The sequence below is a fragment of the Rhizobium sp. BT03 genome, from assembly GCF_030053155.1.
Taxonomy (GTDB): Bacteria; Pseudomonadota; Alphaproteobacteria; order Rhizobiales; family Rhizobiaceae; genus Rhizobium.
Genome location: NZ_CP125640.1, coordinates 1,837,949 through 1,862,971, shown reverse-complemented (window position 1 = coordinate 1,862,971; position 25,023 = coordinate 1,837,949). Strand labels below are relative to the sequence as shown.

Here is a 25,023-nt window from a genome sequence, read left to right as displayed (position 1 = left end):
GCAGCATGATATAAAGGCGGCATTGGGGAGGAGGATTGAATGCAGGATAACAGACCACTTTGGGTGCCCTCGGCGGACGCCGTTGCAAAAAGCCCGATCCATGCCTTCATGGCGCGCTGCAATGCCGATTTCGGGCTTTCGCTTTCCGGCTTTGCGGATCTGCATGCCTGGTCGGTGGCCGAGCGGGAGAAGTTCTGGTCGACTGTGTGGGATTTCTGCGGCGTGAAGGGAGAGCGCGGCGCAGAGGTGCTGATCGACGGCGACCGCATGCTGGAGGCGCGCTTCTTTCCCGATGCGACGCTGAACTTCGCCGAGAACCTGCTCTCGGGGCGCGGCGAGGGTGATGCGATCATCTTCCGTGGCGAGGACAAGGCTGCGGACCGCTGGTCGTGGGACCGGCTGCGGGCGCTGGTGTCGAAGCTGCAGCAGGCCTTCAAGGCGCAGGGCATTGGCGAGGGCGACCGTATCGCCGCGATGATGCCGAACATGCCGGAGACCGTCGCCGCCATGCTCGCCGCCGCCTCGATCGGCGCCATCTGGTCGTCCTGCTCTCCCGATTTCGGCGAGCAGGGCGTGCTCGACCGTTTCGGCCAGATCGGCCCGAAGCTGTTCATCGCCTGCGATGCCTATTGGTATTCCGGCAAGCTGCAGGATGTCGGCGCCAAGGTCGCAACCGTCGCAAAGAGCTTGGGTGTGCCGACGATCGTCGTCCACTACGCCGGCGATGCGGAAGCGGTGGCGCGCACAACGCCCGGCGCTTCGACGCTGGAAGCCTTCGTCGCGCCCTATGCGGCAAAGGAGGTCGCGTTCACGCCGCTCGCCTTCTCGCACCCGCTCTACATCCTGTTTTCCTCAGGCACGACGGGCGTGCCCAAATGCATCGTGCATTCGGCCGGCGGCACGCTGCTGCAGCATCTCAAGGAGCAGCGGCTGCATTGCGGCCTGGAGGCCGGCGAGAAGCTGTTCTACTTCACCACCTGCGGCTGGATGATGTGGAACTGGCTGGTCAGCGGCCTTGCCAGCGGCGCCACGCTCTGCCTGTTCGACGGTTCGCCCTTTGCGCCTGACGGCAACGTGCTGTTCGATTATGCCGCGGCCGAGAACTTCGCGATCTTCGGCACCTCGGCGAAATATATCGATGCGGTGCGCAAAAGCGGGCTGACGCCGCGCAACAGCCACGATCTTTCCAGCCTGCGGCTGATGACTTCGACCGGCTCGCCGCTGTCGCCCGAGGGGTTCAGCTTCGTCTATGAGGGCATCAAGCAAGACGTGCAGCTCGCCTCGATCTCCGGCGGCACCGATATCGTCTCCTGCTTCGTGCTCGGCAATCCGCTGCAGCCGGTCTGGCGCGGCGAGATCCAGGGGGCGGGCCTCGGCCTTGCGGTCGATGTCTGGAACGATGACGGCAGACCGGTGCGCGGCGAGAAGGGCGAACTCGTCTGCACCAAGGCCTTCCCGTCGATGCCGGTGATGTTCTGGAACGACCCCGACGGCGCCAAATACCGCGCCGCCTATTTCGACCGCTTCGACAATGTCTGGTGCCACGGCGATTTCGCCGAATGGACCGAGCATGGCGGCCTGATCATCCACGGCCGTTCGGATGCGACGCTCAATCCCGGCGGCGTGCGCATCGGCACGGCGGAGATCTACAATCAGGTGGAGCAGATGGCGGAGGTGGCCGAGGCGCTGTGCATCGGCCAGGAGTGGGAGGACGACGTGCGGGTCATCCTCTTCGTCCGGCTTGCCGCCGGTGTGACGCTGAGCGAGGATCTGATCAAGGCGATCAAGACGCGCATTCGCACCGGCGCCTCGCCGCGGCATGTGCCGGCGAAGATCATCGCGGTCGCCGATATTCCCCGCACTAAATCCGGCAAGATCGTCGAGCTCGCCGTGCGCGAGGTCGTTCACAACAGGCCGGTGAAGAACCAGGAGGCACTTGCCAATCCCGAGGCGCTGCGGCTCTTTGCCGGGCTGGAGGAACTCAAGGATTGATCGCCGATCGGACGTTACAAGCTTCAATCACTTATCGATGCACTGTCATGGAAACCTTTCGTTAAGAAAGGTTTGTCAAATGTAAAAGCTAACTTGGGGGCCGTGTATGAACGAGGCGGCCTGGAGCCCTACAGCGCCGCGCGTCTTTTCAGACGCGCAAAGGACGCTGTAGAACTTTAAGTTGCTGCATAATTTGCCCTTAAATCGATTCCGATTTAAGGAATTATGCAGCGGGCTTTCGATACATGATGGTGATCGACTGAGCTCTTGTTGAACAGCACCAAATTCAAGGCAGCCTCGGCTGCCTTTTCTTTATGCTCAACCGGCCAGCACCCGCTGCGACGGAAAGGTGATCTCGACGAGCGTGCCCTCGTTCGGCGCCGAATTGATCGAGAACACCGCCCGGTTGGCATCGACCATCGCCTTGGTCAGCGGCAGGCCGAGCCCGGTGCCGTCGCCGCGATGGCGCGATTGAGTCGAGGAGACCTGCCGGAACGGCTTCATCGCCTGGTCGAGTTCGCTGCGCGTCATGCCGATGCCGGTATCGCGCACTCTCAGCACGACGCTGCCATTCGCCTCATAGGAGGTGGAAACGACGATCTGTCCGCCTGACGGAGTGAAGCGGATGGCGTTCGACAGGATGTTGAGGGCGATCTGCTTGATCGAGCGCAGATCCGCCACAACCTCGGGCACCGCATGCGACAGTGCCGTGCGGATGATGACGCGCTGGCCGTTGGCCTGCGGCTGGACGAGTGCCACGGCTTCCGAGACCGCCTCGTTGAGGCCGACGGCGGCAAAATCGAGATCCATCTCGCCCGCCTCGATCTTCGAAATATCGAGCAGGTCGTTGACGATATCCAGCACGTGCCGGCCGGACCGGCCGATGTCGTTGGCATATTCGATATAACGGGGATGGCCGATCGGCCCGAAGCGTTCGCCGGCCATCATGTCGGAAAAGCCGATGATGGCGTTGAGCGGCGTGCGGATCTCGTGGCTGACGCGGGCGAGGAAATCGGTCTTGTGGGCGTTGGCGGTTTCGGCCGCACCCTTGGCGTTGCGCAGCTCATCCTCGGTGCGCTTCCACTGGGTGATATCGCGGATGACGGCGCAATAGCCGTTGGAGGAGGTGAGCTGGCCCATCGTCATGAACAGCGGCACGAAGCCGCCGGCGGCCTCGCGGCCGATCACTTCGCGTCCGTCGTTCAACACGCTGGCGACGCCATGGCCGGAGAGGCCGTTCAGATAGTCGAGCACCGCCTTCTGGCTCTCATGGGCAAACAGCATGACGAAGGGTTTGCCGCGCGTCTCCTGCTCGTCGTAATTGAAAAGCGCGCTGGCCGACCGGTTCATCGAGCGGATGTCGCCCTCCGTGCCGATGACGACGACGCCGTCGGTCGCCGTTTCCAGGATCGAGCGCAATTCCTCGACTTCGACCTGAAGCTTGGCGACCTTTTCGACCATGCGCTCTGGGCGCGCTTCCGACCGGCTGCTTTCCTTGCCTTCCACCGGCATCAGCGCCAGCATCAATGCATTGGCGTCTTCCCAGCGCACCGATTGCAGCCGCGCCGTCACCGGAACGAGGCTGTCGTCGGCCTTGACCAGCATCATGGTGCCGGAACCCGCGGCCTTCTCCTCGAGTTCGCGGCGCTGCAGCAGGGCTTCGATGCCGCCGACTTCGCGCAATGCGTCGAGCGAAGTGTAGCCGGTCAGCCGCATGAATTCCGGGTTGGCATGGATCAGCGCATCGCCGACATGGATGAGCACGGCGACAGGCAGCTGGTCGACCGTTCCCAGCGAAAGCCCGTCGGTCATCTTGACGCGCGGCGGGATGAAGCTTGTCAGAACCTCGATCTGGCTGACCGTCTCCTCCAGTCCTTCCGTCGCCTCGTCCTCGTCTATGACATCGGGCTCCTCGGCGGCATCGTCCTCGCGCTGCGCGTCGGCGGCATTCTCGAAAATCGCCTCCTGCGGCGCGATGTCCTCGGGCGAAGGCAGGTCCGCCTCGTCGGCAATGGGTGTTTCCGCCTCGACCTCTTCGGGTCCGGCAGCCTCTTCGAAGCTCGCCGTTTCGGTCACGGAGGGTTCGATCGGCGCCGGCGCGGCAGGTTCGTCCTTGCTGGCGCCGAAGGCTTCGAGCCGCTTGGCGATCTCGCGGAAATTCGCCTGCTCGGCGGCCGTCAGTCCGGCGCTGGTGTTATGGAGCTGAACGATCTTGTCGGAGAAACGGCGATTGGGCGTTTCCGAAATGCGAAGCGCCGGCGGCTCGTTCGACGTTTCCGCTATTGGTTCGACGGCGGAGGTATCGCCGACATCGGCGCTATCGTCTGCTTTCTCCGCAGTGCTTTCCTGGAACGGCGGCTCGACGGATGCCTGCTCGCCTGGCTCCTGCTCAATGTCCGCCTGCTCGGCGGCAATCGCCGCAGGCGCTGTCTCCGTCTCCGTCGGCAGCTCGCTTGCCGCAGGCGCCTGGTCCTCGACCTCATCCATCAGGGCGGGCTCGCTCGCGGTCCCGTCATGCGCTGCCGGCACCTCGTGTATTGCCTCGGCAACAGTTTCCGGCACCGGGCCGAGGCTTGCCGCATCATGGCCGACGCCATCCGGGCCGAGCGTCAGGCCGAGCGCCAGCGGATCTTCCTGCGCATCGGAAAGCCGCACGACGCCGAAGCCGCGGAAGCCGTCGAAGTCGCGGTTGCGGGTATAGGTCGGCAGCGCCGCCAGATCGACCGGAACGACGAGGCTGGTGCCTTCGACCGGCCAGAGGATGGTTTTGCCCGACCAAGTGTCGCGGCGGGCGAGCGCCTCGGCAAGCTTGCCGTCGGGATCGAGATTGAAGAGGGCGGCGACATCGCCGAAGGCGGAGCCGATAATCTCGGATGCATGGGGACCGACGGCCTCGGCAAATTCGTGGCTGACCTCGTTGAAGCGGCCCTCGGCATCGATCTTCCAGACGAAGCGCGTGGCGCGGCTGTTCGGCCTGAAGACGAAGCCGGGCGCAGCCGCAAGCTCAGGCGCAGGGGAGGCGTCGGGGACTGCAGGCGATGCGACGAAGGGCTCTTCATGTATCGCTGCCGGCGCCTCTTCGACAGGCGCTTCGCTGGCCTCGGCAGGCGGTTCTTCTGCCGCGGTTTCTACCGTGTCGGTGATCGAGAGCAGGTCGTCCTCGATAATCGCGGCAGGCGCGTTGGCCTCATGCGTGCTGATGTCGAGCACGCCGCCGTCGCTCTCCGGCTCCGCATATCCGGCGAGACCGGTTTCCTCGACAACCTCGTCTGCGGATGCCGCTGCCGTCTCCGCCGGCGGGTCGTTTTCGCCGGAGATGTCCGCGAGCGTCTCCTCGACGTCTTCGATCCCCGAGACCGCCTCGATGATCTCGGTGAAGCCCGTGGCGGCAACAGGTTCGTCGCCGAACCCCTCGGCCGGCGGCACGGCGTCTTTCTGGGCGGGCGCATCGAGCGAGTCGAGCGCGGGCGCATCGATCAAGTCGAGCTTGGGCGTATCGATCGGATCGGACGCCGCGGCGGCGTCGATCGGGTCGAGATGGCCGATCGCCGTCTCCACGGCAAAGAGCAGGTTGAGCGCCGGCTCGTCGCTGAGCTTGCCGACGGCGGCCGGGAGATTGCCTCTGCCGGTGGCGACCGGTCGTTTCACCAGCCGGTCGGGATGGGCGCCGGCAAGGTTGATCAGGGTCTTTGCGGTCTGCTCGGAAATCCCGAGCGAGGCAAAACCCGGCGAGGCGGCGATGACTTCGCCGTCGGCGCCGATGACGGCCATATGCGTGTCGGGATCATCAAGCCCCTGCAGCATCTGCGCCGCCGAGGCGCCGGAAGCAAGCGGCTTTGCCGAGACCGGCACCGAAAACAGGATCGCCTTTTCACCCTGGGAAAGCCGGATCAGTTCGGCTGCAGCCTGCACCTGCGCCCGCTGAAAGCCCTTGGCGACGCGGATCATCAGGCTTCTGGTGTCGCCGATATCGGCAAGCTGGCGCGCGGCCGTTTCCAGCTGGCGGAAGGTGATATCGGTGTGGTCGACGCCCTGATCGAGCAGGTCATAGACCGCCGAATGGCCGAAAAGCTCCGCACCCGCACCATTCGCCCAGAGCAGCCGGGCAAGGTCGGCCGAAAACAGCACCATCGCCTCGCCGCGTGAAAAGCGTTCCCGCACCCGTGCATGCACGGCGATATCGATGAACGGATATTGGACTGCGGGCATGATCGAACCTTGTCGCTGTCGGCCTTCTTAAATTAACGGCTTATTAATAACTGCGGGGCGCATGCCGGTCCAGAAGTGCAGGGTGTTTTCGGCCGGCAAGGTTAACGTCTTGTGCGCCGCACAATAATTGTTGCAATGCACAATGAAATGTCTTATATAAGCTTCATCCCAACTACCGAAGGCAGCGACTGCCTCAGCCCAAAGGATGCGACCCATGGCTACCATAAAGACCGACGACGTTTTTTCAATCGCTTCTTTCGACCCCTCCAAGTTCGCGGAATCCTTCCGTGATTTCGCCGAAAAGGGCGCTCAGCAGTCCAAGGACGCCTATGCCAAGCTGAAGACCGCCGGCGAGGAAGCCGGCAAGACGCTTGAAGCCACCGTCCAGACGGCACAGGCCGGCACTGTCGAGATCGGCCTGAAGGCGATCGATGCTCTGCGTGTCAACGCCGAGAGCTCGCTCTCGCACCTGGAAGCGCTGCTCGGCGTCAAGTCCCCGGCCGAATTCTTCGAGCTGCAGACCTCGTTCCTGCGCAAGCAGGCCGAACTGGCTGTCGAGCAGGCGAAGTCGATGCAGGAAACCACCAAGCAGGTTGCCGAAAAGCTGGCAAAGCCCTCCAAGGACGCCGCCGAAAAGGCCATGGCTTCCTTCAAGGTCGCCTGATCGGTCTTGACCGATCGCAGACAAAAGGCTGGACCTCGCGTCCAGCCTTTTTGTATATTGACGAGGAATGGGGCTTGAATTCATCGCCAAGTCCTCGTATGTGACCCCCGTCGCGCCAAGCGTGATTTATGCGGTTGTAGCTCAGTTGGTTAGAGCGCAGGTTTGTGGCACCTGAGGTCGGAGGTTCGAGACCCCCCAACCGTACCATTTCCCCCACACGATCAAACGAAAATCCGCCTCCTATCGTTTCGATGGAACCCATGCCGCCGCGCGCCGTTCTTCAGTTGACGGGAGAATATGCATGTCGAAAACCCTTCTCTACGGCGCGACGAAAATCGACGAGACCAACAGCGCTTATGCGCCGGTCGAAAGCTTGGCTGCCTTCCAGTGGACGAACCGCGTCTTCGTTGTTTTTGCCGACAGGGATAATTCCCGCGCCGCCCGGCAGGAAAATCAGTTGCTGGCCGACCGCTCGGCCCTCGACGAGCGTGACCTAGTGGTGTTGAAGATATCGGGCGTAGGCGTGCGACCGCTCTTCGGCGCCGCCGACGGTCTCGACGGCGAAGCGATCCGCCGGGATCTCGATGCGCCGGAGGTCGGTGAATTCGCGGCCTTCCTTCTCGGCAAGGACGGCACGGTGAAGCTCAAGGTCAGCGAGCCGATTACCGATGGCGAGCTCTTCGCCATCATCGACAGCATGCCGATGCGGGCTGCCGAATCGCTGAAGCCGGACAAATAGCCGGCCGAACATCATCCACGATAAAACATCAGAAGGGAGGCGGCCATGTCCGTGCCCAACGAACCCATTCCCGATCAGCCGCCGATGCCGGCGCCCGGCTGGAAGCCGGTGCCGCCGATCAAGGAGCCGGAGCCGGATCGGCTGCCCGACGAGGCGCCGGTTCCGAACCCGGATGAGAACGACGGCCCGGCCAAGCACGTGTCCACCACCTCCTAGAGGAAGATGTGGCGTTCGGCACCGACGAGTTCCTGCAGGAAATCGACGACGCTCCTGACGCGCACGAGGTCGCGCGCCGTTTCGTGATAGGTCGTCCAATAGGCGCGGCGGATGGAAATCTCAGGCAGGATGCGCTGAAGTTCGGGATATTGCCGGGCGATATAATCGTGGAGGATGCCGATGCCGGCGCCGGAGCGTACCGCCTCCGTCTGGCCGATCGCGGTCGAGATTTCGAAGCCGGCGTCCCAGCTGCGCATCACTTCGCCGGAGAAGTTCAGCGAGGCGGTGAAGATCAGGTCTTCGACATAGCCGATGCGCGGATGCGCCTTCAGCGCCTCGATATCACAGGGCGCGCCCCGGGAGGTGAGATAGTCGCGCGAGGCATAGAGGCCGAGCGTGTAATCGGTGAGCTTCGAGGAGACGAGCCGGCCCTGTTCGGGCCGCTCCAGCGTGATGGCAATATCGGCTTCGCGTTGCGACAGCGAAAACGAGCGCGGCACGGGCACCAGCTGGATCTTCAGCGCCGGATGGCGCTCGATCAGCCGGCCTATGCGCGGCGCCAGAAAGGAAACGCCGAATCCATCCGGCGCGCCGACGCGCACGGTCCCGGCAATCGCCGTATCGGTGTGGCCGAGGCTGGCCTGTGCTGCGAGCATTTCCGTTTCCATACGCTCGGCGGACGCCAGGAACACTTCGCCTTCGGCCGTCAGCTCGCAGCCATTGGTGCGGCGGATGAAAAGCCGTGTCTTCAGCGCCTCTTCCAGCGAGGTCAGCCGGCGCGAGAGCGTGGCGTGATTGAGCCCCAGCCGCTTCGAGGCGGCAAGGATCTGCCCTGTGCGGGCGACGGCGAGGAAAATCCGGACGTCGTCCCAGTTCATGGCTTGGCCCGCATTGCGATCGGATCGACGTCGAGAAGCGTCAGCGATGTCACCATGCCGGCCGTCTCGGCCTTGTATTTGAGGAAATGCGGCGTCCGCAGATGAGCCTCGTATGCCTCCTGGTCGGCATAGACCTCGAGAATACGGACCCGGTTCGGGGCGTCCCTGATGGCAACGGCATTCAGGGAAAGGACGCCGACTTCCAGCCTGACGGATGCCTCGATTTCCTCAGTGAGCAATGCGCGATAGGCGTCAAGCCTATCCGGATCGATCTCCAGCTCCGCCATTCTGACGACAGGTTTGCAGCTCATCGGTTTGACCTCCCCTCAGGGTTTGACTTGTCCGCGTGCCGTTCCAAGTTTGGGGGCAGCAGCAGCGCCTGATGCAACGGCAGCGCTATAATTTACGCACAACGGTTCCTTATATCAGCGCATTGATTTGTGCAAATTGAAGTGCGATCGTAGGCCATCCCAAAAACAGGAGGAGCATCCCATGCGTGAGATCGGTCATTTCATCGGCGGCAAGGAAGTCGCCGGCACCAGCGGCCGCGTGAGCAACGTTTACAATCCGGCGACCGGCGAAGTGCAGGCGACGGTCGCGCTCGCAAGCGTCGAGGAACTGCGCGCCGCAGTCGAAAACGCCAAGGCCGCGCAGCCGAAATGGGCTGCGACCAATCCGCAGCGCCGCGCACGCGTCTTCTTCAAATTCGTCGAACTCCTGAACAAGCACATGGACGAGCTTGCCGAAATGCTCTCCAGGGAGCACGGCAAGACGATCGAGGACGCCAAGGGCGACGTCATCCGCGGTCTCGAGGTCTGCGAGTTCGTCTGCGGCATTCCGCATCTCGCCAAGGGCGAGTTCACCGAGGGTGCGGGTCCTGCGATCGACATGTATTCGATCCGCCAGCCGGTCGGCATCGGTGCCGGCATCACCCCCTTCAACTTCCCCGGCATGATCCCGATGTGGATGTTCGCGCCGGCAATCGCCTGCGGCAACGCCTTCATCCTGAAGCCCTCCGAGCGTGATCCTTCCCTGCCGATCCGTCTTGCCGAACTGATGATCGAGGCCGGTCTTCCGGCCGGCATCCTCAACGTCGTCAATGGCGACAAGGGCGCCGTCGACGCGATCCTCACCGATCCCGATATCGGCGCCGTCTCCTTCGTCGGTTCGACGCCGATCGCCCGCTACGTCTACGGCACGGCGGCGATGAACGGCAAGCGCGCCCAGTGCTTCGGCGGCGCCAAGAACCACATGATCATCATGCCGGATGCCGATATGGATCAGGCCGTCAACGCGCTGATGGGCGCGGGCTACGGCTCGGCCGGCGAGCGCTGCATGGCGATCTCGGTTGCCGTTCCGGTCGGCGAGGAAACCGCCAACCGCCTCGTCGAAAAGCTGATCCCGAAGATCGAGTCGCTGCGCATCGGCCCCTATACCGACGATCAGGCCGATATGGGCCCGCTGGTCACCAAGGACGCCTATACCCGCGTTCGTGGTCTGATCGACCGCGGCGTCGAGGAAGGCGCCAAGCTGCTCGTCGACGGCCGCGACTTCAAGCTCCAGGGCTATGAAGACGGCTATTTCGTCGGCGGCTGCCTGTTCGATCACGTCACGCCCGAGATGGATATCTACAAGACCGAAATCTTCGGGCCCGTCCTCTCCGTCGTTCGCGCCCACAATTACGAAGAGGCACTGTCGTTGCCGATGAAGCACGAATACGGCAACGGCGTTGCGATCTACACCCGTGACGGCGATGCCGCCCGCGATTTCGCCTCGCGCATCAATATCGGCATGATCGGCATCAACGTTCCGATCCCGGTTCCGCTCGCCTACCACTCCTTCGGCGGCTGGAAGGCATCGAGCTTCGGCGACCTCAACCAGCACGGCACGGATTCGATCAAGTTCTGGACCAAGACCAAGACCGTCACCGCCCGCTGGCCCTCCGGCATCAAGAGCGGCGCTGAATTCGTCATGCCGACGATGAAGTGACCTGCCTGATTGACGACTAGAATTCGGGGGCCTTTTGGGCCCCCGTTTTATTTGAGATCTTGGAAGCCAAGCTCGGCGATTATGCCCGCACCAGCATGCTTTCCACCCATCCAGGCACCCCCGAACGCAAGCAGGCAATTCTGGAATATGACCGGATTCTGCAGCAGGATTGACGTCGCGGCATTTGGCCTCATAAGCTGAATGCGAATTTCATATTTTGGAATTGTTCAAAACTACCAAACCGCCTATATAGGTCTGAACAGGCACGAGTCAGGAGAATGGCATGCGGTTGACGAAGCAGACCAACTATGCGGTTCGCATGTTGATGTATTGTGCTGCCAACGACGGGCACCTGAGCCGGATTCCGGAAATCGCCAAGGCTTACGGTGTTTCCGAGCTCTTTCTTTTCAAGATCCTCCAGCCGCTGAACAAGGCGGGTCTGGTGGAAACCGTGCGCGGTCGCAATGGCGGCGTGCGCCTGGGCAAACCGGCCGCCGACATCACGCTCTTCGACGTCGTCAGGGTGACGGAAGACAGTTTCGCCATGGCCGAATGCTTCGAGGATGACGGCATGGTGGAATGCCCGCTGGTCGACAGCTGCGGCCTGAATTCGGCGCTGCGCAAGGCGCTCAACGCCTTCTTCGCCGTGCTTTCGGAATATTCGATCGACGACCTGGTCAAGGCCCGTCCGCAGATCAATTTCCTTCTCGGAATTACCGGCGAGCAGCCCTATCGCAAACCCGAAATCGTTGCGCCGGCCGCCTGAATTTAACGAGCAGGACAGAATTGTAAAACCGCGGTGGCCCCGGCCATCGCGGTTTTTGTTTGTCGCGTTTCGCCGGCACGGCAAGAGATAAATATCTCCAGCGTGGCAGGCGAATCCGATCGATCGCGACACGCATAAGAGGCGCAATTATCCAAAATACGACGAAATTCCGGTCGTTTTTATCCGAATATGTCCGAATGAGGCCGATTTTTGATTGAAAATTTCTAAAATTGTCCAACTGGAAAAATTTTCTCCGTAGCCCGTTGCTTTCAGTAGATAAATGTCGTTCCATCGACCGTCGATCGGGATGCATATCTGCGGTCTCCAGACATCAAAAAAGAACAACCGGGAAACAATATTATGAAAAAGATCTCTGTCATGCTGGCAGCGACGGCCCTGATTTCGGTCATGGCAACGTCGGCCTGGTCCAAGACCCTTGTCTATTGCTCCGAGGGCTCGCCGGAAGGCTTCGACCCGAGCCTTTATACGGCAGGCACTACCTTCGACGCCTCGTCGCGCACGGTCTATAGCCGTCTGGTCGAATTCAAGCATGGCGGCACCGAGATCGAACCCGGCCTCGCCGACAGCTGGAGCGTTTCGGCCGATGGCACGGAATACACCTTCAAGCTTCATCCCGGCGTCAAGTATCAGACCACCGACTTCTTCACGCCGACGCGTGATTTCAACGCCGACGACGTCGTGTTCTCCTTCGAGCGCCAGCTGAAATCCGACAATCCGTGGAACAAATATGTCGAGGGCGGTTCCTACGAATACGCCGCCGGCATGGGCTTCCCGGATCTGATCAAGTCGATCGAGAAGGTCGACGACCTCACCGTCAAGTTCACGCTCAACCATCCCGAAGCGCCGTTCCTCGCCGATCTTGCGATGGACTTCGCCTCGATCGTCTCCAAGGAATATGCCGACAAGCTCGCCGCCGACGGCAAGATGGCGCAGCTCAACCAGCAGCCGCTCGGCACCGGCCCGTTCACCTTCGTCGCCTACCAGCCGGATGCCGTCATCCGCTACAAGGCCAACGAAACCTATTTCAAGGGCAAGGAAAAGATCGACGATCTGGTGTTCGCCATCACCTCTGACGCCGCCGTCCGCGCGCAGAAGCTGAAGGCCGGCGAATGCCACCTGATCCCCTATCCGAATGCGGCTGACGTGCCGGAACTGAAGAAGGACGAGAACCTGACCGTGCTCGAGCAGGCCGGCCTGAACGTTTCGTATCTCGCTTACAACACCTTGATTGCTCCCTTCGACAAGGCCGAAGTCCGCAAGGCGCTGAACATGGCGATCAACAAGCAGGCGATCGTCGACGCCGTCTTCCAGGGTGCTGCGGCCGTTGCCAAGAACCCGATCCCGCCGACGATGTGGTCCTATAACGATGCCGTCGTGGACGACAAGTATGATCCCGATGCATCGAAGAAGATGCTGGCAGATGCTGGCGTCAAGGATCTGAAGATGAAGATCTGGGCGATGCCGGTTTCGCGTCCGTACATGTTGAACGCGCGCCGCGCCGCAGAACTGATGCAGGCCGACCTGGCCAAGGTCGGCGTCGATGCGGAAATCGTCACCCATGAATGGGCCGAATATCTGAAGCTCTCGTCCGACAAGAACCGCGACGGTGCCGTCATCCTCGGCTGGACCGGCGACAACGGCGACCCTGACAACTTCATGGATACGTTGCTTGGCTGCGACGCTGTCGGCGGCAACAACCGCGCTCAATGGTGCAACAAGGAATTCGACGATCTGATGACGAAGGCCAAGCAGACGGCCGACGTCGCCGAGCGCACGAAGGCCTATGAACAGGCTCAGCTGATCTTCAAGAAGGAAGCTCCCTGGAATACGATTAACCACTCATTGGTCTTCGTTCCGATGAGCAAGAAGGTCTCGGGCTTCTTCATGGACCCGCTCGGAATTCACCGCTTCGACGGTGTGGACATTTCCGAATAATAAAAAATCTGTAAACTGCCCGGTCAACGCCGGGTGCGGCCGGCGGTCAGGCTCCCCTGACCGCCGGAAACTATTGGAAAACCTGCTATGTTGCGTTTTTTCATCGGCCGCCTCGCGGTGCTGATCCCGACATTTCTCGGCGTTTCACTCATTGCCTTCTCGTTCATCCGCCTCATTCCCGGCGACCCGGTTATGCTTCTGTCGGGTGAACGTGTCATGGCGCCGGAACGCCACGCCCAGATCATGCACGATCTCGGTTTTGACCGGCCCATCTATGTGCAATATTTCGATTATATCGTAAAAGTGCTGCACGGCGATCTCGGCACTTCGATCGTCACCAAGCGGCCCGTTCTCGGCGAATTCCTGACGTTGTTTCCGGCGACGCTGGAACTTTCCTTCTGTGCCATCATCCTCGCCGTCTGTCTTGGCGTGCCCGCCGGCATCTTTGCCGCCGTCAAGCGAGGCACCTGGTTCGATCAGAGCGTGATGGGTGTTGCCCTGATCGGCTATTCCATGCCGATTTTCTGGTGGGGCCTGCTGCTGATCATCTTCTTCTCCGGCTATCTCGGCTGGACGCCGGTTTCCGGGCGCATCTCGCTGATGTATTTCTTCAAGCCGGTCACCGGCTTCATGCTGATCGACAGCCTGCTGTCGGGCCAGAAGGGGGCGTTTTCCTCGGCCGTCAGCTACCTCATCCTGCCAACCATCGTGCTGGCGACCATCCCGCTTGCCGTCATCGCGCGCCAGACGCGCTCGGCGATGCTCGAGGTTCTCGGCGAAGATTATGTCCGTACCGCGCGCTCGAAAGGCCTGAAGCCGCTGCGCGTCGTCGGCGTGCACGCGCTGCGCAATGCGATGATCCCTGTTATCACCACCATCGGTCTGCAGATCGGCGTTCTTCTGGCCGGCGCCATCCTCACCGAGACGATCTTCTCCTGGCCGGGCATCGGCAAATGGATGGTCGATTCGGTCTTCAAGCGCGATTACGCCGTGGTCCAGGGCGGGCTTCTCTTGATCGCCGGCGTGATCATGATGGTCAACCTGATTGTTGATGTCCTCTACGGCTTCATCAACCCGCGCATTCGTCACTAGGAGCGGTTCATGAGCACCGTCACCGTCAAATCAGTCCAGCCATCCGCCGCTGCGGAATTCTGGCACTATTTCTCCCGCAACAAGGGCGCCGTCATCGGCCTCGTCGTTTTCATCCTCATCCTGGTCGTCGCAGTCTTCGCGCCGATCTTTGCGCCGCATGCGCCGAACGAGCAGAACCGCCAGGCGCTGCTGGCCGTGCCATCCTGGATGGAGGGCGGCAGCATCGCCTTCCCGCTCGGAACGGATGCCGTCGGCCGCGATATCCTCTCGCGCCTTATCTACGGCGCGCGCTTCTCGCTCTTCATCGGCGTCGTCGTCGTCACGCTTTCGGTCGTATGCGGCGTCCTGATCGGCCTCGTCGCCGGCTATTTCCGCGGCAAGATCGATACGGCGATCATGCGACTGATGGACATCATCCTGGCCTTCCCGTCGCTGCTGCTCGCTCTCGTGCTGGTGGCGGTGCTCGGCCCGGGCCTTACCAATGCGATGATTGCGATTTCGCTGGTCAACCAGCCGCATTTCGTCCGCCTGACGCGGGCCTCGGTCATATCGGAGCGCGAGAAGGAATATGTGATCGCCTCGCGTGTCGCCGGTGCCGGCACTTTCCGCCTGATGTTCAAGACGATCCTGCCGAACTGTCTTGGGCCGCTGATCGTCCAGGCGACGCTCGCCTTCTCGGCGGCGATCCTCGATGCCGCCGCCCTCGGCTTCCTCGGCATGGGCGCCCAGCCGCCGACACCCGAATGGGGCACGATGCTCGCCGAATCCCGCGAGTTCATCTCGCGCGCGTGGTGGGTCGTAACATTCCCGGGCCTTGCCATCCTCATCACCGTTCTTGCCATCAACCTGATGGGCGACGGCCTGCGCGATGCGCTTGACCCCAAGCTGAAGAGGTCGTGATGCCACTTCTCGAAATCGAAAATCTGACCGTCGAGTTCCAGACCTCGTCCGGTCTCTTCCGCGCCGTCGACCGTGTCTCGCTTGCCTGCGACAAGGGCGAAATCCTGTCGGTCGTCGGTGAATCCGGCTCGGGCAAATCCGTCGCCATGCTGGCGCTGATGGGGCTTCTGCCCTGGACGGCGAAGATCACCGCCGACCGCCTGCAGTTCGACGGCCAGGATCTGCGGGGGATCTCCGGACGACAGCGTCGCAGGATCGTCGGCAAGGACATGGCGATGATCTTCCAGGAGCCGATGTCGAGCCTCAATCCGTGCTTCACCGTCGGTTTCCAGCTCGGCGAGACCCTGCGCGTCCATATGGGCCTCAACCGCAAGGAGCGCCGCGAACGCTCGATCGAACTTTTGAACCTCGTCGGCATCCCGGCGCCGGAAGACCGCCTGTCGAACTTCCCGCATCAGATGTCGGGTGGCATGAGCCAGCGTGTCATGATCGCCATGGCGCTCGCCTGCAATCCGAAGCTCTTGATCGCCGATGAGCCGACGACTGCGCTCGACGTGACGATCCAGGCGCAGATCCTCGATCTGCTCGTGCGCCTGCAGAAGGAGCAGGGCATGGCGCTGGTGCTGATCACCCACGACATGGGTGTCGTCGCCGAAACCGCCGAGCGCGTGCAGGTGCAATATGCCGGCCAGAAGGTCGAGGAACAGCCGGTGAAGGCGCTGTTCCGCGACCCGCATCACCCCTATACCGCAGCGCTGCTCGCCGCTCTGCCGGAACGCGCCGAAGTCGGTCAGCGGCTTCCTTCCATCGCCGGCGTCGTTCCCGGTCAGCACGGCCGCCCGACGGGCTGTCTTTTCGCGCCGCGCTGTGGCTACGCCACGGTCGAATGCGAACGCGGCGTCGTCCGCCAGGGGCCGGAGCTCGGGCTGGCGCTCTGCAACTATCCTTTGAAGGACGGCAAGCCGCTCGGGCATCCCGGTGTCATGGCCGTTGAAACTGCAGGAGACCTGGTATGACGGGCGCTGTTCTCGAGGGCAGGGATCTCGCCCGCTTCTACACCGTCAACCGCGGCCTCTTCAAAGCCGATGCCACGGTCAAGGCGCTGAACGGCGTCAGCTTCAGCCTGCAGTCCGGCAAGACGCTCGCCGTCGTCGGCGAATCCGGCTGCGGCAAGTCGACGCTCGCCCGCCTGGTCACCATGATCGAGAACCCGACAGCGGGAGAGTTGCTGATCGACGGCAAGCCCGCCCATGTCGGTGACCGCAGCCTGCGCAGCCAGGTGCAGATCGTCTTCCAGAATCCTTATGGCTCGCTCAACCCGCGCCAGAAGGTCGGCGCGATCCTCGAAGAGCCGCTGAAGATCAACACCGATCTCAACGCCGCCGCCCGCCGCCGCAAGGTGGAGGAGATGATGGCCCGCGTCGGCCTGCGTCCGGAGCATCACGGCCGTTATCCTCATATGTTCTCCGGCGGCCAGCGCCAGCGCATCGCCATCGCCCGCGCTTTGATGCTGCGGCCGAAGGTGCTGGTGCTCGACGAGCCGGTGTCGGCCCTCGACCTGTCGATCCAGGCGCAGGTGCTGAACCTGTTGATGGACCTGCAGAAGGAGATGGGGCTTGCCTATCTGTTCATCTCGCACGGCCTCTCCGTCGTCCACCATATCGCCGACGAGGTGATGGTGATGTATCTCGGCCGTCCCGTCGAAACCGGTCCGGCCGCCGAGGTTTTCGCCCGGCCGCGCCATCCCTATACCGCCGCCCTGCTGTCGGCCACACCGATCGCCGATCCGGAACGCGCCAAGAACCGCATCCGCCTGCAGGGCGAATTGCCGTCGCCGCTGAAGCCGCCGTCCGGCTGCCACTTCAATCCGCGCTGCTGGAAGGCGCAGGAGCATTGTCGCCAAGTCTCGCCCGAATTAAGGGGAGAGGGTGCGCAACAATATGCCTGTCATTTCCCGCTGGATTGAGCGGGAAGGAACGCCAAGGAGGGATCATGTCGGAGCGGATGAACAAACCCCACGCGATCATCGTCATGGGCGTCAGCGGCTGCGGCAAATCCTCCGTCGGCGAAAAGCTCGCCGAGGCCCTGCACATCTCCTTCGTCGAAGGCGATGCGCTGCATCCGACCGCCAATGTCGAGAAGATGTCGAAGGGCATTCCGCTGACCGACGAGGACCGGATGCCTTGGCTCGATCGCATCGGCGAAGAGATGAAGGCCTCGCTGGAGAAGGGCGAGGGCATCATCGTCTCCTGCTCGGCGCTGAAACGCATCTATCGCGATCGGCTGCGGGCTGCTGCCGGCGGCAATCTCGTCTTCGTCTATCTCGAAGGCTCAAAAGCGTTGCTGACGCGGCGCATGGGCGAGCGCAAAGGTCATTTCATGCCGGTCTCGCTGCTTGAAAGCCAGCTGGCGACGCTTGAGGCGCCGACAGGCGAACAGGGTGTCGTCACCGTCGATATCGACGACACCGTGGAAGGTATCGAAGCAACGGCCCTCGAAGGCCTCGTTGCTCTCGGCGTCACGGGTTGAAACGCTCAGGCGAATAGGCCGCAATATCGATGAACGGCGTCTCGCCGGTGATGAGTTCGGCCAGCACACGGCCCGTCACCGGTCCCAGCGTCAGCCCATGATGAGCATGGCCGAAGGCGAACCACAGGCCCTGATGACGCGGCGCCTTGCCAATAATAGGCATCATATCCGGCGTGCAGGGACGCGCGCCCATCCAGGGTTCAGGGTCGAGCCTGTCGCCGAGCGGGAAGATCGTCCGCGCCACGGCTTCGGCCCGGTCGAGCTGGACCGGCGTCTTCGGCGCGTCGAGCGTTGCGAACTCCGCTCCCGTCGTCAGCCGGATGCCGCGACGCATCGGCGCCAGGAGATAGCCGCGTTCGGCATCGAGCATCCAGTTGTTGAGCACGGCATTGCCCTTGGCGGCATAATGCATGTGATAGCCCCGCTTGACGCCGAGGGGCAAGGAATAGCCGAGCCGTCGCGTTGCGAGCGCCGCCCAGGGACCGAGCGCGATCACCGCATCGTCGGCTTCGAGCGCGCCTTCCGCAGTCATGATCTTCCAGCCGGAACCGAACGGGCCGAATGAGGCTGCGTCACCTGTGACGAACCTTCCGCCGAGGCTTTCGAAATAGCCGCGATAGGCCGATGTCAGCGCATGCGGGTCGAGCACCGACCAGGGATCGCGCCAGCGGATGCCGCCGGCAAAATCGCCTGTCATGTCAGGCTCCATGCGGGCGATGTCGGCCGACGTCAGGTTGTCATATTCCACTCCGAATTCACTCTGCCAGAGTGCGGCCTCCGCTAAGGCCTGATCGCGCTTGGCTTCCGTACGAAAGATCTTCATCCAGCCATCCCTGCGGATCAGGGCTTCCGCATGCGAGGCCTTGATCAGATCCTTGTGTTCGGGAATCGAATTTTCGATCAGCGGCGCATAAGCCCGGGTGATGAGTGCGTGGCGCCGTGTATTGGAATTCCACCAGTAGCGGGCGAGAAAGGCGAGCTGGCTCGGCAGCGTGCGCAGGTGGTAATGCGCGTCGATGCGGTTATTCAGCGCATAGCGCATGAGAAGACCGAGCTGCTGAGGAAAGCCGTAGGGCGCAACACCTTCGCGCTGGATCAGGCCGGCATTGCCGAAGGAGGTTTCGCTGCCCGGATCCTTGCGGTCGATCAGCGTCACCTGCCGGCCGCGCCGCTGAAGATGGATGGCCGCCGACACCCCGACGATGCCGGCGCCGAGCACGATTGCGTTTTTCGTCATTCCCCTGCATTCCGTTTCGTTATCGGGGTGAAAATGCTCCCGCCGATACTGCGGCGCAAACGAAAAATCGCATTCATTTCATAATCACTGCGCTTTTCAGTGCGGCATTTTCGGCCTTCATGCGGACATAAAGAACGCACGCGTTGAGCAGCGAAAAGCCGATCGCGTAAAAGGGGAGATCGAAGGCGAGAGGAAGGGCGGCGATCTCGCCGACGACGATCGCGTAGTTCGGATGCCGGAGGAAGCGATAGGGGCCTGACATTATGAGCGGCGCGCCGGGCAGGATGATGATGCGCGTCGTCCAGCGGTCTTTCAGCGTCGCCAGCACCCAGAGCCGCAGCGCCTGCAGCCCGATGAAGACGGCAAACCAGAAGAGCTCGACCGGCCTGCCGGGCGCCAGCAGCCACAGGCCGACGATCCAGCCGGCATGCAGCGCCACCATGGCGGGATAGTGCTCCGGCGCCACTTCCCTGGCGCCTCTGGCAAGAAGGGCAGCGGTGTTGCGCCGGGCGAGCACGAGCTCGCCAAACCGCTGCAGCGTCACGAAGGTAAGCAGCGCGATCGACGGCCACATCATGCCAGCCTCCTGAGCGTCACGCAGCTTGCCGAAAAACCCGGCCCCATGGCGATCATCGCGGCGCGCTCCGGCAATCCGGCGCGGATCGCCCGCTCCAGCACGAAGAGAATGGTCGGCGAGGACATATTGCCGTAGTCGGCAAGCACGCCGCGCTCGTGATCGAGGGAGCCAGGCGTCAGCGACAGTGCGCTTTCCATCGCGGCCAGCACTTTCGTGCCGCCGGGATGGCAGATGAAGCGGCCGATATCGTCGGGTGTCAGCCCGTTTCTTGCCAGAATGGCCGTCACCGCCGGGCCGAGTTCCTTTTCGGCAAAGGGCGGTAGGGCTTGCGCCAGCACGATGCCGAAGCCGCCGTCGTCGATCTTCCAGCCCATGATATCGAGGGTGTCGGGAAAGAGATGCTCGCCGGTCGATTCCACTTCCGCCAGCCCGCCTTCGCCCGATCGCAGCACGCAGGCGGCGGCACCATCGCCGAACAGCGCCGTCGCGATGATGTTCGGCCGCGTCAGCTCGTCCAGCCGGAAGGCCAGTGTGCAGAGCTCGATCGAGATGAAGAGCACGACGGCGCCCGGCCGGCTTCGCGCCAGCCGCGAGGCGATCGCAAAGCCCGACACACCGGCGGCACAGCCGAGCCCGAACACTGGCACCCGCTCGATATCGGCCCTGAAACCCATCCGGCGGGCCATCTGCGCATCGAGGCTCGGCGTCGTAAAACCGGTGGACGAGACCGTGACGACACAGTCGACATCGCCGGCCTCGAGCCCTGCCTGATGAAGGGCCGAGCTGGCGGTCTCGACGAAGAGCTTGCCTGCCACCTCCGCATAGGCCTCCATCCGGTCTTGCCAGCCATGGGCTTCGTCGAACCAGGCAAGCGGCCGGGCAGCATGGCGCTTCTTGATGCCGGCACTGTCGAAGACGCGGGCAAGGTGCTTGAAATCCTCGAAGCGGTTGGCAAACAGCCGGGCGGAGGCTTCGAGCGCCTGTTGCTGGAAAATGACATGTTCGGGTGCGGCGACGGCGAGGCTGACGAGTTTTACGCTATCTGTCACGAAATTCTCCTTGTCGTTCCCGGCGTAACGTTGAGAACACTCGGTTTCGACGATCTATTCGGCCTCGGTGGCTTCACGAAGCCGTGATGACGAAAATAGAGAGCCTGCCGAATAAAGCCCGGGGCAGCGGTGTTTTCTCCTCGCAACGTCACTTTCCAGGAGTTATCCCATGACGATCATGACAGCCCGTTTCGCTTCCATCCTTCTCGGCGGCTGCCTTGCCGCTTCCCTCGTCTCCGGCCCGGTCTTTGCGGTCGGCAATGACAACAGCACGATGCCGACCTGCAAAAAGGGCGAGATCTACGACCAGAAGACCAAGAAATGCGTCAAGCAGCAGAGCGCCAACGTCTCGGACGAGAACCGCACCGATTATGCCTATTCGCTGGCCAAGGCCGGCCGTTATGAGGAGGCGCTTGCCGTGCTCGACACGGTCAAGGATCAGAACAGCGCCGAGGTGCTGAACTATCGCGGTTATGCCACCCGCAAACTCGGCCGCACCGACGAAGGCATCTCCTATTACCTCCAATCGGTGAAGATGGATCCGAAATACGCCAAGGTCCGCGAATATCTCGGCGAAGCCTATGTCATCAAGGGCCGGCTCGATCTCGCCAAGGAACAGCTGACGACGATAAAGGCGATCTGCGGCACGGCCTGCGAGGAGTATCAGGATCTGAACGCCGCCATCCTCGATCCGTCGAAGATCTGATTGCCGGCGTGGGCGGGTAGATGGAGCCAGAAAGGCATGTGAGAATGTCGGTCGCGCGTACCTCATTTCCTGCCTATAGTCGCGCGAGAACGGAATCGCCGGTTCATCCGGCGGTTTCGAAGAATGCAGGATCGTCGGAGGCGGCCATCGCCAGCGCAGCGGATATCAGGAGCGGCCTGACGGAGAATCTGGCAAGGCTCTGGCGTTATGGTCTCGTTCTCTCGCATCAGCGCGATGTCGCCGATGACCTGGTGCAGGCGACCTGCCTGCGCGCGCTTGAACGTGCCGATCAGTTCGTTCCCGGCACCCGGCTCGACCGCTGGCTGTTTTCGATCCTGCATTCGATCTGGCTCAACGAAATCCGCTCCCGTCGGGTGCGTGAAGGCCAGGGTTTCGTCGATGCCAGCGAGGTACTGACCTTCGACGGCGCGCACGACACGGAGACCCATGTGATGGCGGGCCAGGTGCTGAGACGGGTGTGTGCGCTGCCCGAGGCGCAGAGAACCGTGGTTTTCCTCGCCTATGTCGAAGGGCTTTCCTATCGCGAGGTTGCGGGCATACTGGATATTCCGATCGGGACCGTGATGAGCCGGCTGGCGTCTGCCCGCGCCAGGCTCTCCGGCAACGGTACGGAAAGGGGACGGCAATGATCACGAAATACACCATTCCCTCCGACGAGGAACTGACCGCCTTCATCGACGGCGAACTGACGGCTGAAGAGGCCGCGCGCATCGAAACCCTGGCGAACGAGGACAAGGCTGTCGCCGAACGACTGGAATTCCTGGCGCGCGCCAGCCTGCCGTTCGAACAAGCCTTCGCCCCCCTGCTGTCGCAGGCCCCGCGTGAAAAATTGGAGATGATGCTCGCCGCCATCCCGCGTGAGGGCGCAAAACCCGGTTCGACGCAGGCCTTGGCCGGCCGCCGCCGTTTCCTCGGCGCGCTTGCCGCCTCGCTGGTTGCCGGCATCGCGATCGACCGCGCCGTCCTCGGCATCGGCAAAGGCTTTTCGACAAAGGACGAAAACAGCGAATGGCGTGCCGTGGTCGCCGATTATATCTCGCTCTATACGCCGGAAACGCTGGCCGGCCCTGTGCCCGGCGGAGACGTCCAGGCGGCCCAGCTCGGCGCCTTCGACGAAAAACTCGGCCTGTCGCTTTCCCCCGAAGCCGTCGCGCTTCCGGGCATCGATTTCAAACGCGCCCTGCTCCTGCGATATGACGGCAAGCCGCTCGCCCAGATCGCCTATCTCGACCCGGAAACCGGGCCGATGGCGCTCTGCATCGTCCGCTCCGATGCCGGCCCCAAGGCGCCGGATGTCGAAAGCCGCAAGGGTATGAACGTCGTCTACTGGTCGAACGGTACGCACGCCTTCATGCTGATCGGCCATGCGGCGGCCGATAGGATGACGGCGATTGCCGATGGAGTGCGGGGGAGGATTGATGCGTAAGCTATGTCTTACGTACAGTCGGAGCTGACAGGCTGGCCGGGTCAGTGAAGGCGAGCGCGATTTGGGACCGACAGGTTGGACTGTAAATTCAAAAACGCAGGGATGTCGGCCTCTCGTATCGGCCGCGAATAGAAATAGCCCTGGATCAGGAAACCGCCGAGCTCTCTGAGGGCTGTCACTTCTTCCTGGGTTTCCACGCCTTCGATGACGCAGTCGAGGCCCATGTCGCGACCGAGCGCCAGCAGCGATTTGACGATTTTATAGCTGGCCGGCTTCCGATGCAGATCGGTCACGAAAGTGCGATCGATCTTGATCTTGGTGAGCGGCAGGGCGTGAAGCCGAGAAAGGCTGGAATAGCCGATGCCGAAATCGTCAAGCGATATGCCGCAGCCGAGCGCCTTCAACGTGGTGATCGCGCTTTGAATCTGACCGAAATCGGCGGCGAAGGCTGTCTCGGTAATCTCGAGATCGAGACGTTTGGGATCGAAACGGCTGGCGTGGATAATGCTGATGAGATGCAGCAAGCCTTCCGGCGAGGTCAGGTCCTGCGCCGACAAATTGAAGGAAAGACGAATGCCGGCCGGCCAATCGGCCGCGACAGTGAGCGCTTTTTCCAGCAGCGGCCGCGTCAGGCGATTGATGAAGCCCGCCCTTTCGGCGACTGGAATGAACTGCACCGGCGAGACGCTTCCAAGGACGGGGCTCGTCCAGCGCGCCAGCGCCTCGAAGCCGATAGTCTCGTCCAATCGGACATCGACGATCGGCTGGAACACGACGCTGAGTTCCTCTTGCAGATTGGCCATCTGCAGCACCTGTTCGATCCGTGCATCGCGGCGGATTTCCGCATCGTGGTCCGAGGAGAAGAGAACGGCTTTGCCGCGTTTGCTCCGCTTGCCGTGATAGAGCGCGTAGTCGGCGCGCTCGAAAAGATCCGCAGCACTCTTGGCGTTTTCAGGATAAACCGCAAAGCCGATAGAGCATGAAATCTGGACGGCGGCTTCGGCAAAGACGAATGGCACCCGCAGCGCGGTGCACAGGCTCTCTCCAAGGGCCAGCAGTTCGGTCTCACTTGAAGGCCTGGAGATGATCAGCGCGAACTCGTCGCCGCCGAGCCTCGCGAGATGGATATTCTGCGCGCACAGCCCGGCCAGACGCTGTCCGACTTCGTAGAGCAATTTGTCGCCGATGCCGTGACCGTAGAGGTCGTTGACCGGCTTGAAGCCATCGAGATCGATGATGCCGACCGCAAGCGTCTGCCCGGTGGTCTCGGCCTCGGTAAAAGCTTCCCCGAGATGGGAGAAAAACGCGCGACGATTGGGAAGCTCGGTGAGGCTGTCGAGATTGGCAAGCCGAAAATTCTCGTTGCTGAGCGCCTCGGTCTCTATCTTCGCCTCGATCAGCCGGGTGAAATCCCGGTATTGAATGAGGAGGATGACCAGCATGGTGCCGGAAACAAGCCCGGTATTGATGGCGATGGCGATGAAGACTGAGTTGCCCGACAGGGCGAAAAAGATGAAGAACGCGCCGTTGACGATGGCCGCGACGGTAAAGGCTGCCGGGCGCAGATGCATCAGGCAGAAAATGACGCCGATAACGGTGATCGCCATGTAGAAGGCCACATGGCTCTTGGCATAGGCGTCGCCGTAAGGAAATAACAGCAGAGCCCAGCCGGTGAAGGCGACGGCAATAATACTGGCGAGGCGATTGGTGCGTGCCAGCGCCCGTGCGGCGACCTCATGGGTCGGTGTAACCCGCAGGGAGCGCGACCAGGCCATAAGGCGGACCGCGCAGACCAATGTCAGCACGATCGGGATATAGACGGCCAACCAGGTTGGCGCGACCGACATATGGGTCGCCGCCAGCACCCATGTATTGGTCAGCAGGATCACATACATGAGCGGCAGCTGATAAGAAAAGGCCCGGTATTGCGCCTTGAGCAATTCCGGCTTTTCCAGAGGTATGGACATGAACGCCCGAACCTTCGCGAGCCTGCTCGTCGACGGGATCGGATCTGCTTTCATGTTTGCCTGCTCTGCTCGACGTTGGTGTAAGCCATGGTGTCCTCTGACCAGCCTGC

22 protein-coding genes, 1 tRNA gene and 1 pseudogene are annotated in these 25,023 nt (G+C 62.2%); 17 read left to right on the top strand and 7 right to left on the bottom strand.

The window, feature by feature from the left end:
* The first annotated feature begins 39 nt into the window (after window positions 1-39).
* The gene (locus QMO80_RS09205; RefSeq protein ID WP_283199787.1) at window positions 40-1,992 is read left to right on the top strand and encodes an acetoacetate--CoA ligase; all 1,953 of its coding nucleotides are present in this window, start codon (window positions 40-42) and stop codon (window positions 1,990-1,992) included.
* Between the two features lie 318 nt (window positions 1,993-2,310).
* Here QMO80_RS09205 and QMO80_RS09200 read toward each other — a convergent pair whose 3' ends face one another.
* Complete coding sequence (locus QMO80_RS09200; protein WP_283199786.1) at window positions 2,311-6,201, bottom strand: ATP-binding protein; 3,891 nt, start codon at window positions 6,199-6,201, stop codon at window positions 2,311-2,313.
* A 214-nt stretch (window positions 6,202-6,415) separates the two neighbouring features.
* Here QMO80_RS09200 and QMO80_RS09195 point away from each other — a divergent pair, with 214 nt between their 5' ends.
* The 4 genes from QMO80_RS09195 (at window position 6,416) to QMO80_RS09180 (ending at window position 7,820) form a co-directional block, all read left to right on the top strand.
* Window positions 6,416-6,865, top strand: coding sequence for a phasin (locus QMO80_RS09195; RefSeq protein ID WP_283199785.1), 450 nt, complete (start codon window positions 6,416-6,418; stop codon window positions 6,863-6,865).
* A gap of 130 nt (window positions 6,866-6,995) precedes the next feature.
* Window positions 6,996-7,072: transfer RNA gene (locus QMO80_RS09190), tRNA-His, on the top strand.
* A gap of 94 nt (window positions 7,073-7,166) precedes the next feature.
* On the top strand, window positions 7,167-7,604 hold the full coding sequence (locus tag QMO80_RS09185) for a DUF4174 domain-containing protein (RefSeq protein ID WP_283199784.1): 438 nt from the start codon (window positions 7,167-7,169) through the stop codon (window positions 7,602-7,604).
* Between the two features lie 45 nt (window positions 7,605-7,649).
* Entirely contained in the window at window positions 7,650-7,820 is a 171-nt protein-coding gene (locus QMO80_RS09180) for a hypothetical protein (RefSeq protein ID WP_010065010.1), read from the top strand.
* Here the strand turns inward: QMO80_RS09180 and QMO80_RS09175 are convergent.
* Together QMO80_RS09175 and QMO80_RS09170 are read right to left on the bottom strand one after the other, a co-directional pair.
* Window positions 7,817-8,698, bottom strand: coding sequence for a LysR family transcriptional regulator (locus QMO80_RS09175; protein WP_283199783.1), 882 nt, complete (start codon window positions 8,696-8,698; stop codon window positions 7,817-7,819). The genes QMO80_RS09180 and QMO80_RS09175 overlap by 4 nt on opposite strands.
* Window positions 8,695-9,009 carry a putative quinol monooxygenase gene (locus QMO80_RS09170; protein ID WP_283199782.1) on the bottom strand — a complete coding sequence of 105 codons (315 nt, stop codon included), beginning with the start codon at window positions 9,007-9,009 and terminating at the stop codon, window positions 8,695-8,697. The genes QMO80_RS09175 and QMO80_RS09170 overlap by 4 nt, the downstream gene beginning before the upstream one ends.
* Window positions 9,010-9,190: 181 nt before the next feature.
* Between QMO80_RS09170 and QMO80_RS09165 the strand changes: the two genes are divergently transcribed.
* The 9 genes and pseudogenes from QMO80_RS09165 (at window position 9,191) to QMO80_RS09125 (ending at window position 17,930) form a co-directional block, all read left to right on the top strand.
* Window positions 9,191-10,687, top strand: a complete 1,497-nt coding sequence (locus QMO80_RS09165) for a CoA-acylating methylmalonate-semialdehyde dehydrogenase (protein WP_283199781.1) — start codon at window positions 9,191-9,193, stop codon at window positions 10,685-10,687.
* Window positions 10,688-10,737: 50 nt separating this feature from the next.
* Window positions 10,738-10,860: pseudogene (locus tag QMO80_RS09160) on the top strand (metalloprotease); the annotation flags it as partial.
* Window positions 10,861-10,970: 110 nt separating this feature from the next.
* Window positions 10,971-11,453, top strand: coding sequence for an iron-responsive transcriptional regulator RirA (gene rirA / locus QMO80_RS09155; RefSeq protein ID WP_065092105.1), 483 nt, complete (start codon window positions 10,971-10,973; stop codon window positions 11,451-11,453).
* Window positions 11,454-11,813: 360 nt separating this feature from the next.
* Entirely contained in the window at window positions 11,814-13,409 is a 1,596-nt protein-coding gene (locus QMO80_RS09150; protein ID WP_283199780.1) for an ABC transporter substrate-binding protein, read from the top strand.
* Between the two features lie 87 nt (window positions 13,410-13,496).
* Window positions 13,497-14,501 (top strand): ABC transporter permease subunit, encoded by a 1,005-nt coding sequence (locus QMO80_RS09145; protein ID WP_283199779.1) that lies wholly within the window; start codon window positions 13,497-13,499, stop codon window positions 14,499-14,501.
* Window positions 14,502-14,510: 9 nt separating this feature from the next.
* Entirely contained in the window at window positions 14,511-15,401 is an 891-nt protein-coding gene (locus tag QMO80_RS09140) for an ABC transporter permease subunit (RefSeq protein WP_283199778.1), read from the top strand.
* The gene (locus tag QMO80_RS09135; protein ID WP_283199777.1) at window positions 15,401-16,417 is read left to right on the top strand and encodes an ABC transporter ATP-binding protein; all 1,017 of its coding nucleotides are present in this window, start codon (window positions 15,401-15,403) and stop codon (window positions 16,415-16,417) included. Before QMO80_RS09140 ends, QMO80_RS09135 begins: the two co-directional genes overlap by 1 nt.
* Entirely contained in the window at window positions 16,414-17,367 is a 954-nt protein-coding gene (locus QMO80_RS09130; RefSeq protein ID WP_283199776.1) for a peptide ABC transporter ATP-binding protein, read from the top strand. The genes QMO80_RS09135 and QMO80_RS09130 overlap by 4 nt, the downstream gene beginning before the upstream one ends.
* A gap of 23 nt (window positions 17,368-17,390) precedes the next feature.
* Complete coding sequence (locus tag QMO80_RS09125) at window positions 17,391-17,930, top strand: gluconokinase (protein WP_283200150.1); 540 nt, start codon at window positions 17,391-17,393, stop codon at window positions 17,928-17,930.
* Here QMO80_RS09125 and QMO80_RS09120 read toward each other — a convergent pair.
* From QMO80_RS09120 to QMO80_RS09110, 3 genes are all read right to left on the bottom strand, one after another.
* A complete protein-coding gene (locus QMO80_RS09120; protein ID WP_283199775.1) occupies window positions 17,920-19,167 on the bottom strand; it encodes an FAD-binding oxidoreductase in 1,248 nt (415 codons plus the stop codon). The genes QMO80_RS09125 and QMO80_RS09120 overlap by 11 nt on opposite strands.
* A 73-nt stretch (window positions 19,168-19,240) precedes the next feature.
* Complete coding sequence (locus tag QMO80_RS09115; RefSeq protein ID WP_283199774.1) at window positions 19,241-19,744, bottom strand: isoprenylcysteine carboxyl methyltransferase family protein; 504 nt, start codon at window positions 19,742-19,744, stop codon at window positions 19,241-19,243.
* Complete coding sequence (locus tag QMO80_RS09110; RefSeq protein WP_283199773.1) at window positions 19,741-20,793, bottom strand: type III polyketide synthase; 1,053 nt, start codon at window positions 20,791-20,793, stop codon at window positions 19,741-19,743. Before QMO80_RS09110 ends, QMO80_RS09115 begins: the two co-directional genes overlap by 4 nt.
* Before the next feature lie 169 nt (window positions 20,794-20,962).
* Between QMO80_RS09110 and QMO80_RS09105 the strand changes: the two genes are divergently transcribed.
* Genes QMO80_RS09105 through QMO80_RS09095 form a run of 3 tightly spaced genes read left to right on the top strand, consistent with a single transcriptional unit; the run spans window position 20,963 to window position 22,946 of the window.
* Entirely contained in the window at window positions 20,963-21,499 is a 537-nt protein-coding gene (locus QMO80_RS09105; RefSeq protein WP_283199772.1) for a tetratricopeptide repeat protein, read from the top strand.
* Window positions 21,500-21,543: 44 nt separating this feature from the next.
* Window positions 21,544-22,149 carry an RNA polymerase sigma factor gene (locus QMO80_RS09100; protein WP_283199771.1) on the top strand — a complete coding sequence of 202 codons (606 nt, stop codon included), beginning with the start codon at window positions 21,544-21,546 and terminating at the stop codon, window positions 22,147-22,149.
* Window positions 22,146-22,946, top strand: a complete 801-nt coding sequence (locus tag QMO80_RS09095) for an anti-sigma factor (protein ID WP_283199770.1) — start codon at window positions 22,146-22,148, stop codon at window positions 22,944-22,946. Before QMO80_RS09100 ends, QMO80_RS09095 begins: the two co-directional genes overlap by 4 nt.
* A 41-nt stretch (window positions 22,947-22,987) precedes the next feature.
* On the opposite strand, the gene QMO80_RS09090 is transcribed toward QMO80_RS09095, so the two are convergent.
* Window positions 22,988-24,913 carry a bifunctional diguanylate cyclase/phosphodiesterase gene (locus tag QMO80_RS09090; protein WP_283199769.1) on the bottom strand — a complete coding sequence of 642 codons (1,926 nt, stop codon included), beginning with the start codon at window positions 24,911-24,913 and terminating at the stop codon, window positions 22,988-22,990.
* Window positions 24,914-25,023: the final 110 nt, after the last annotated feature.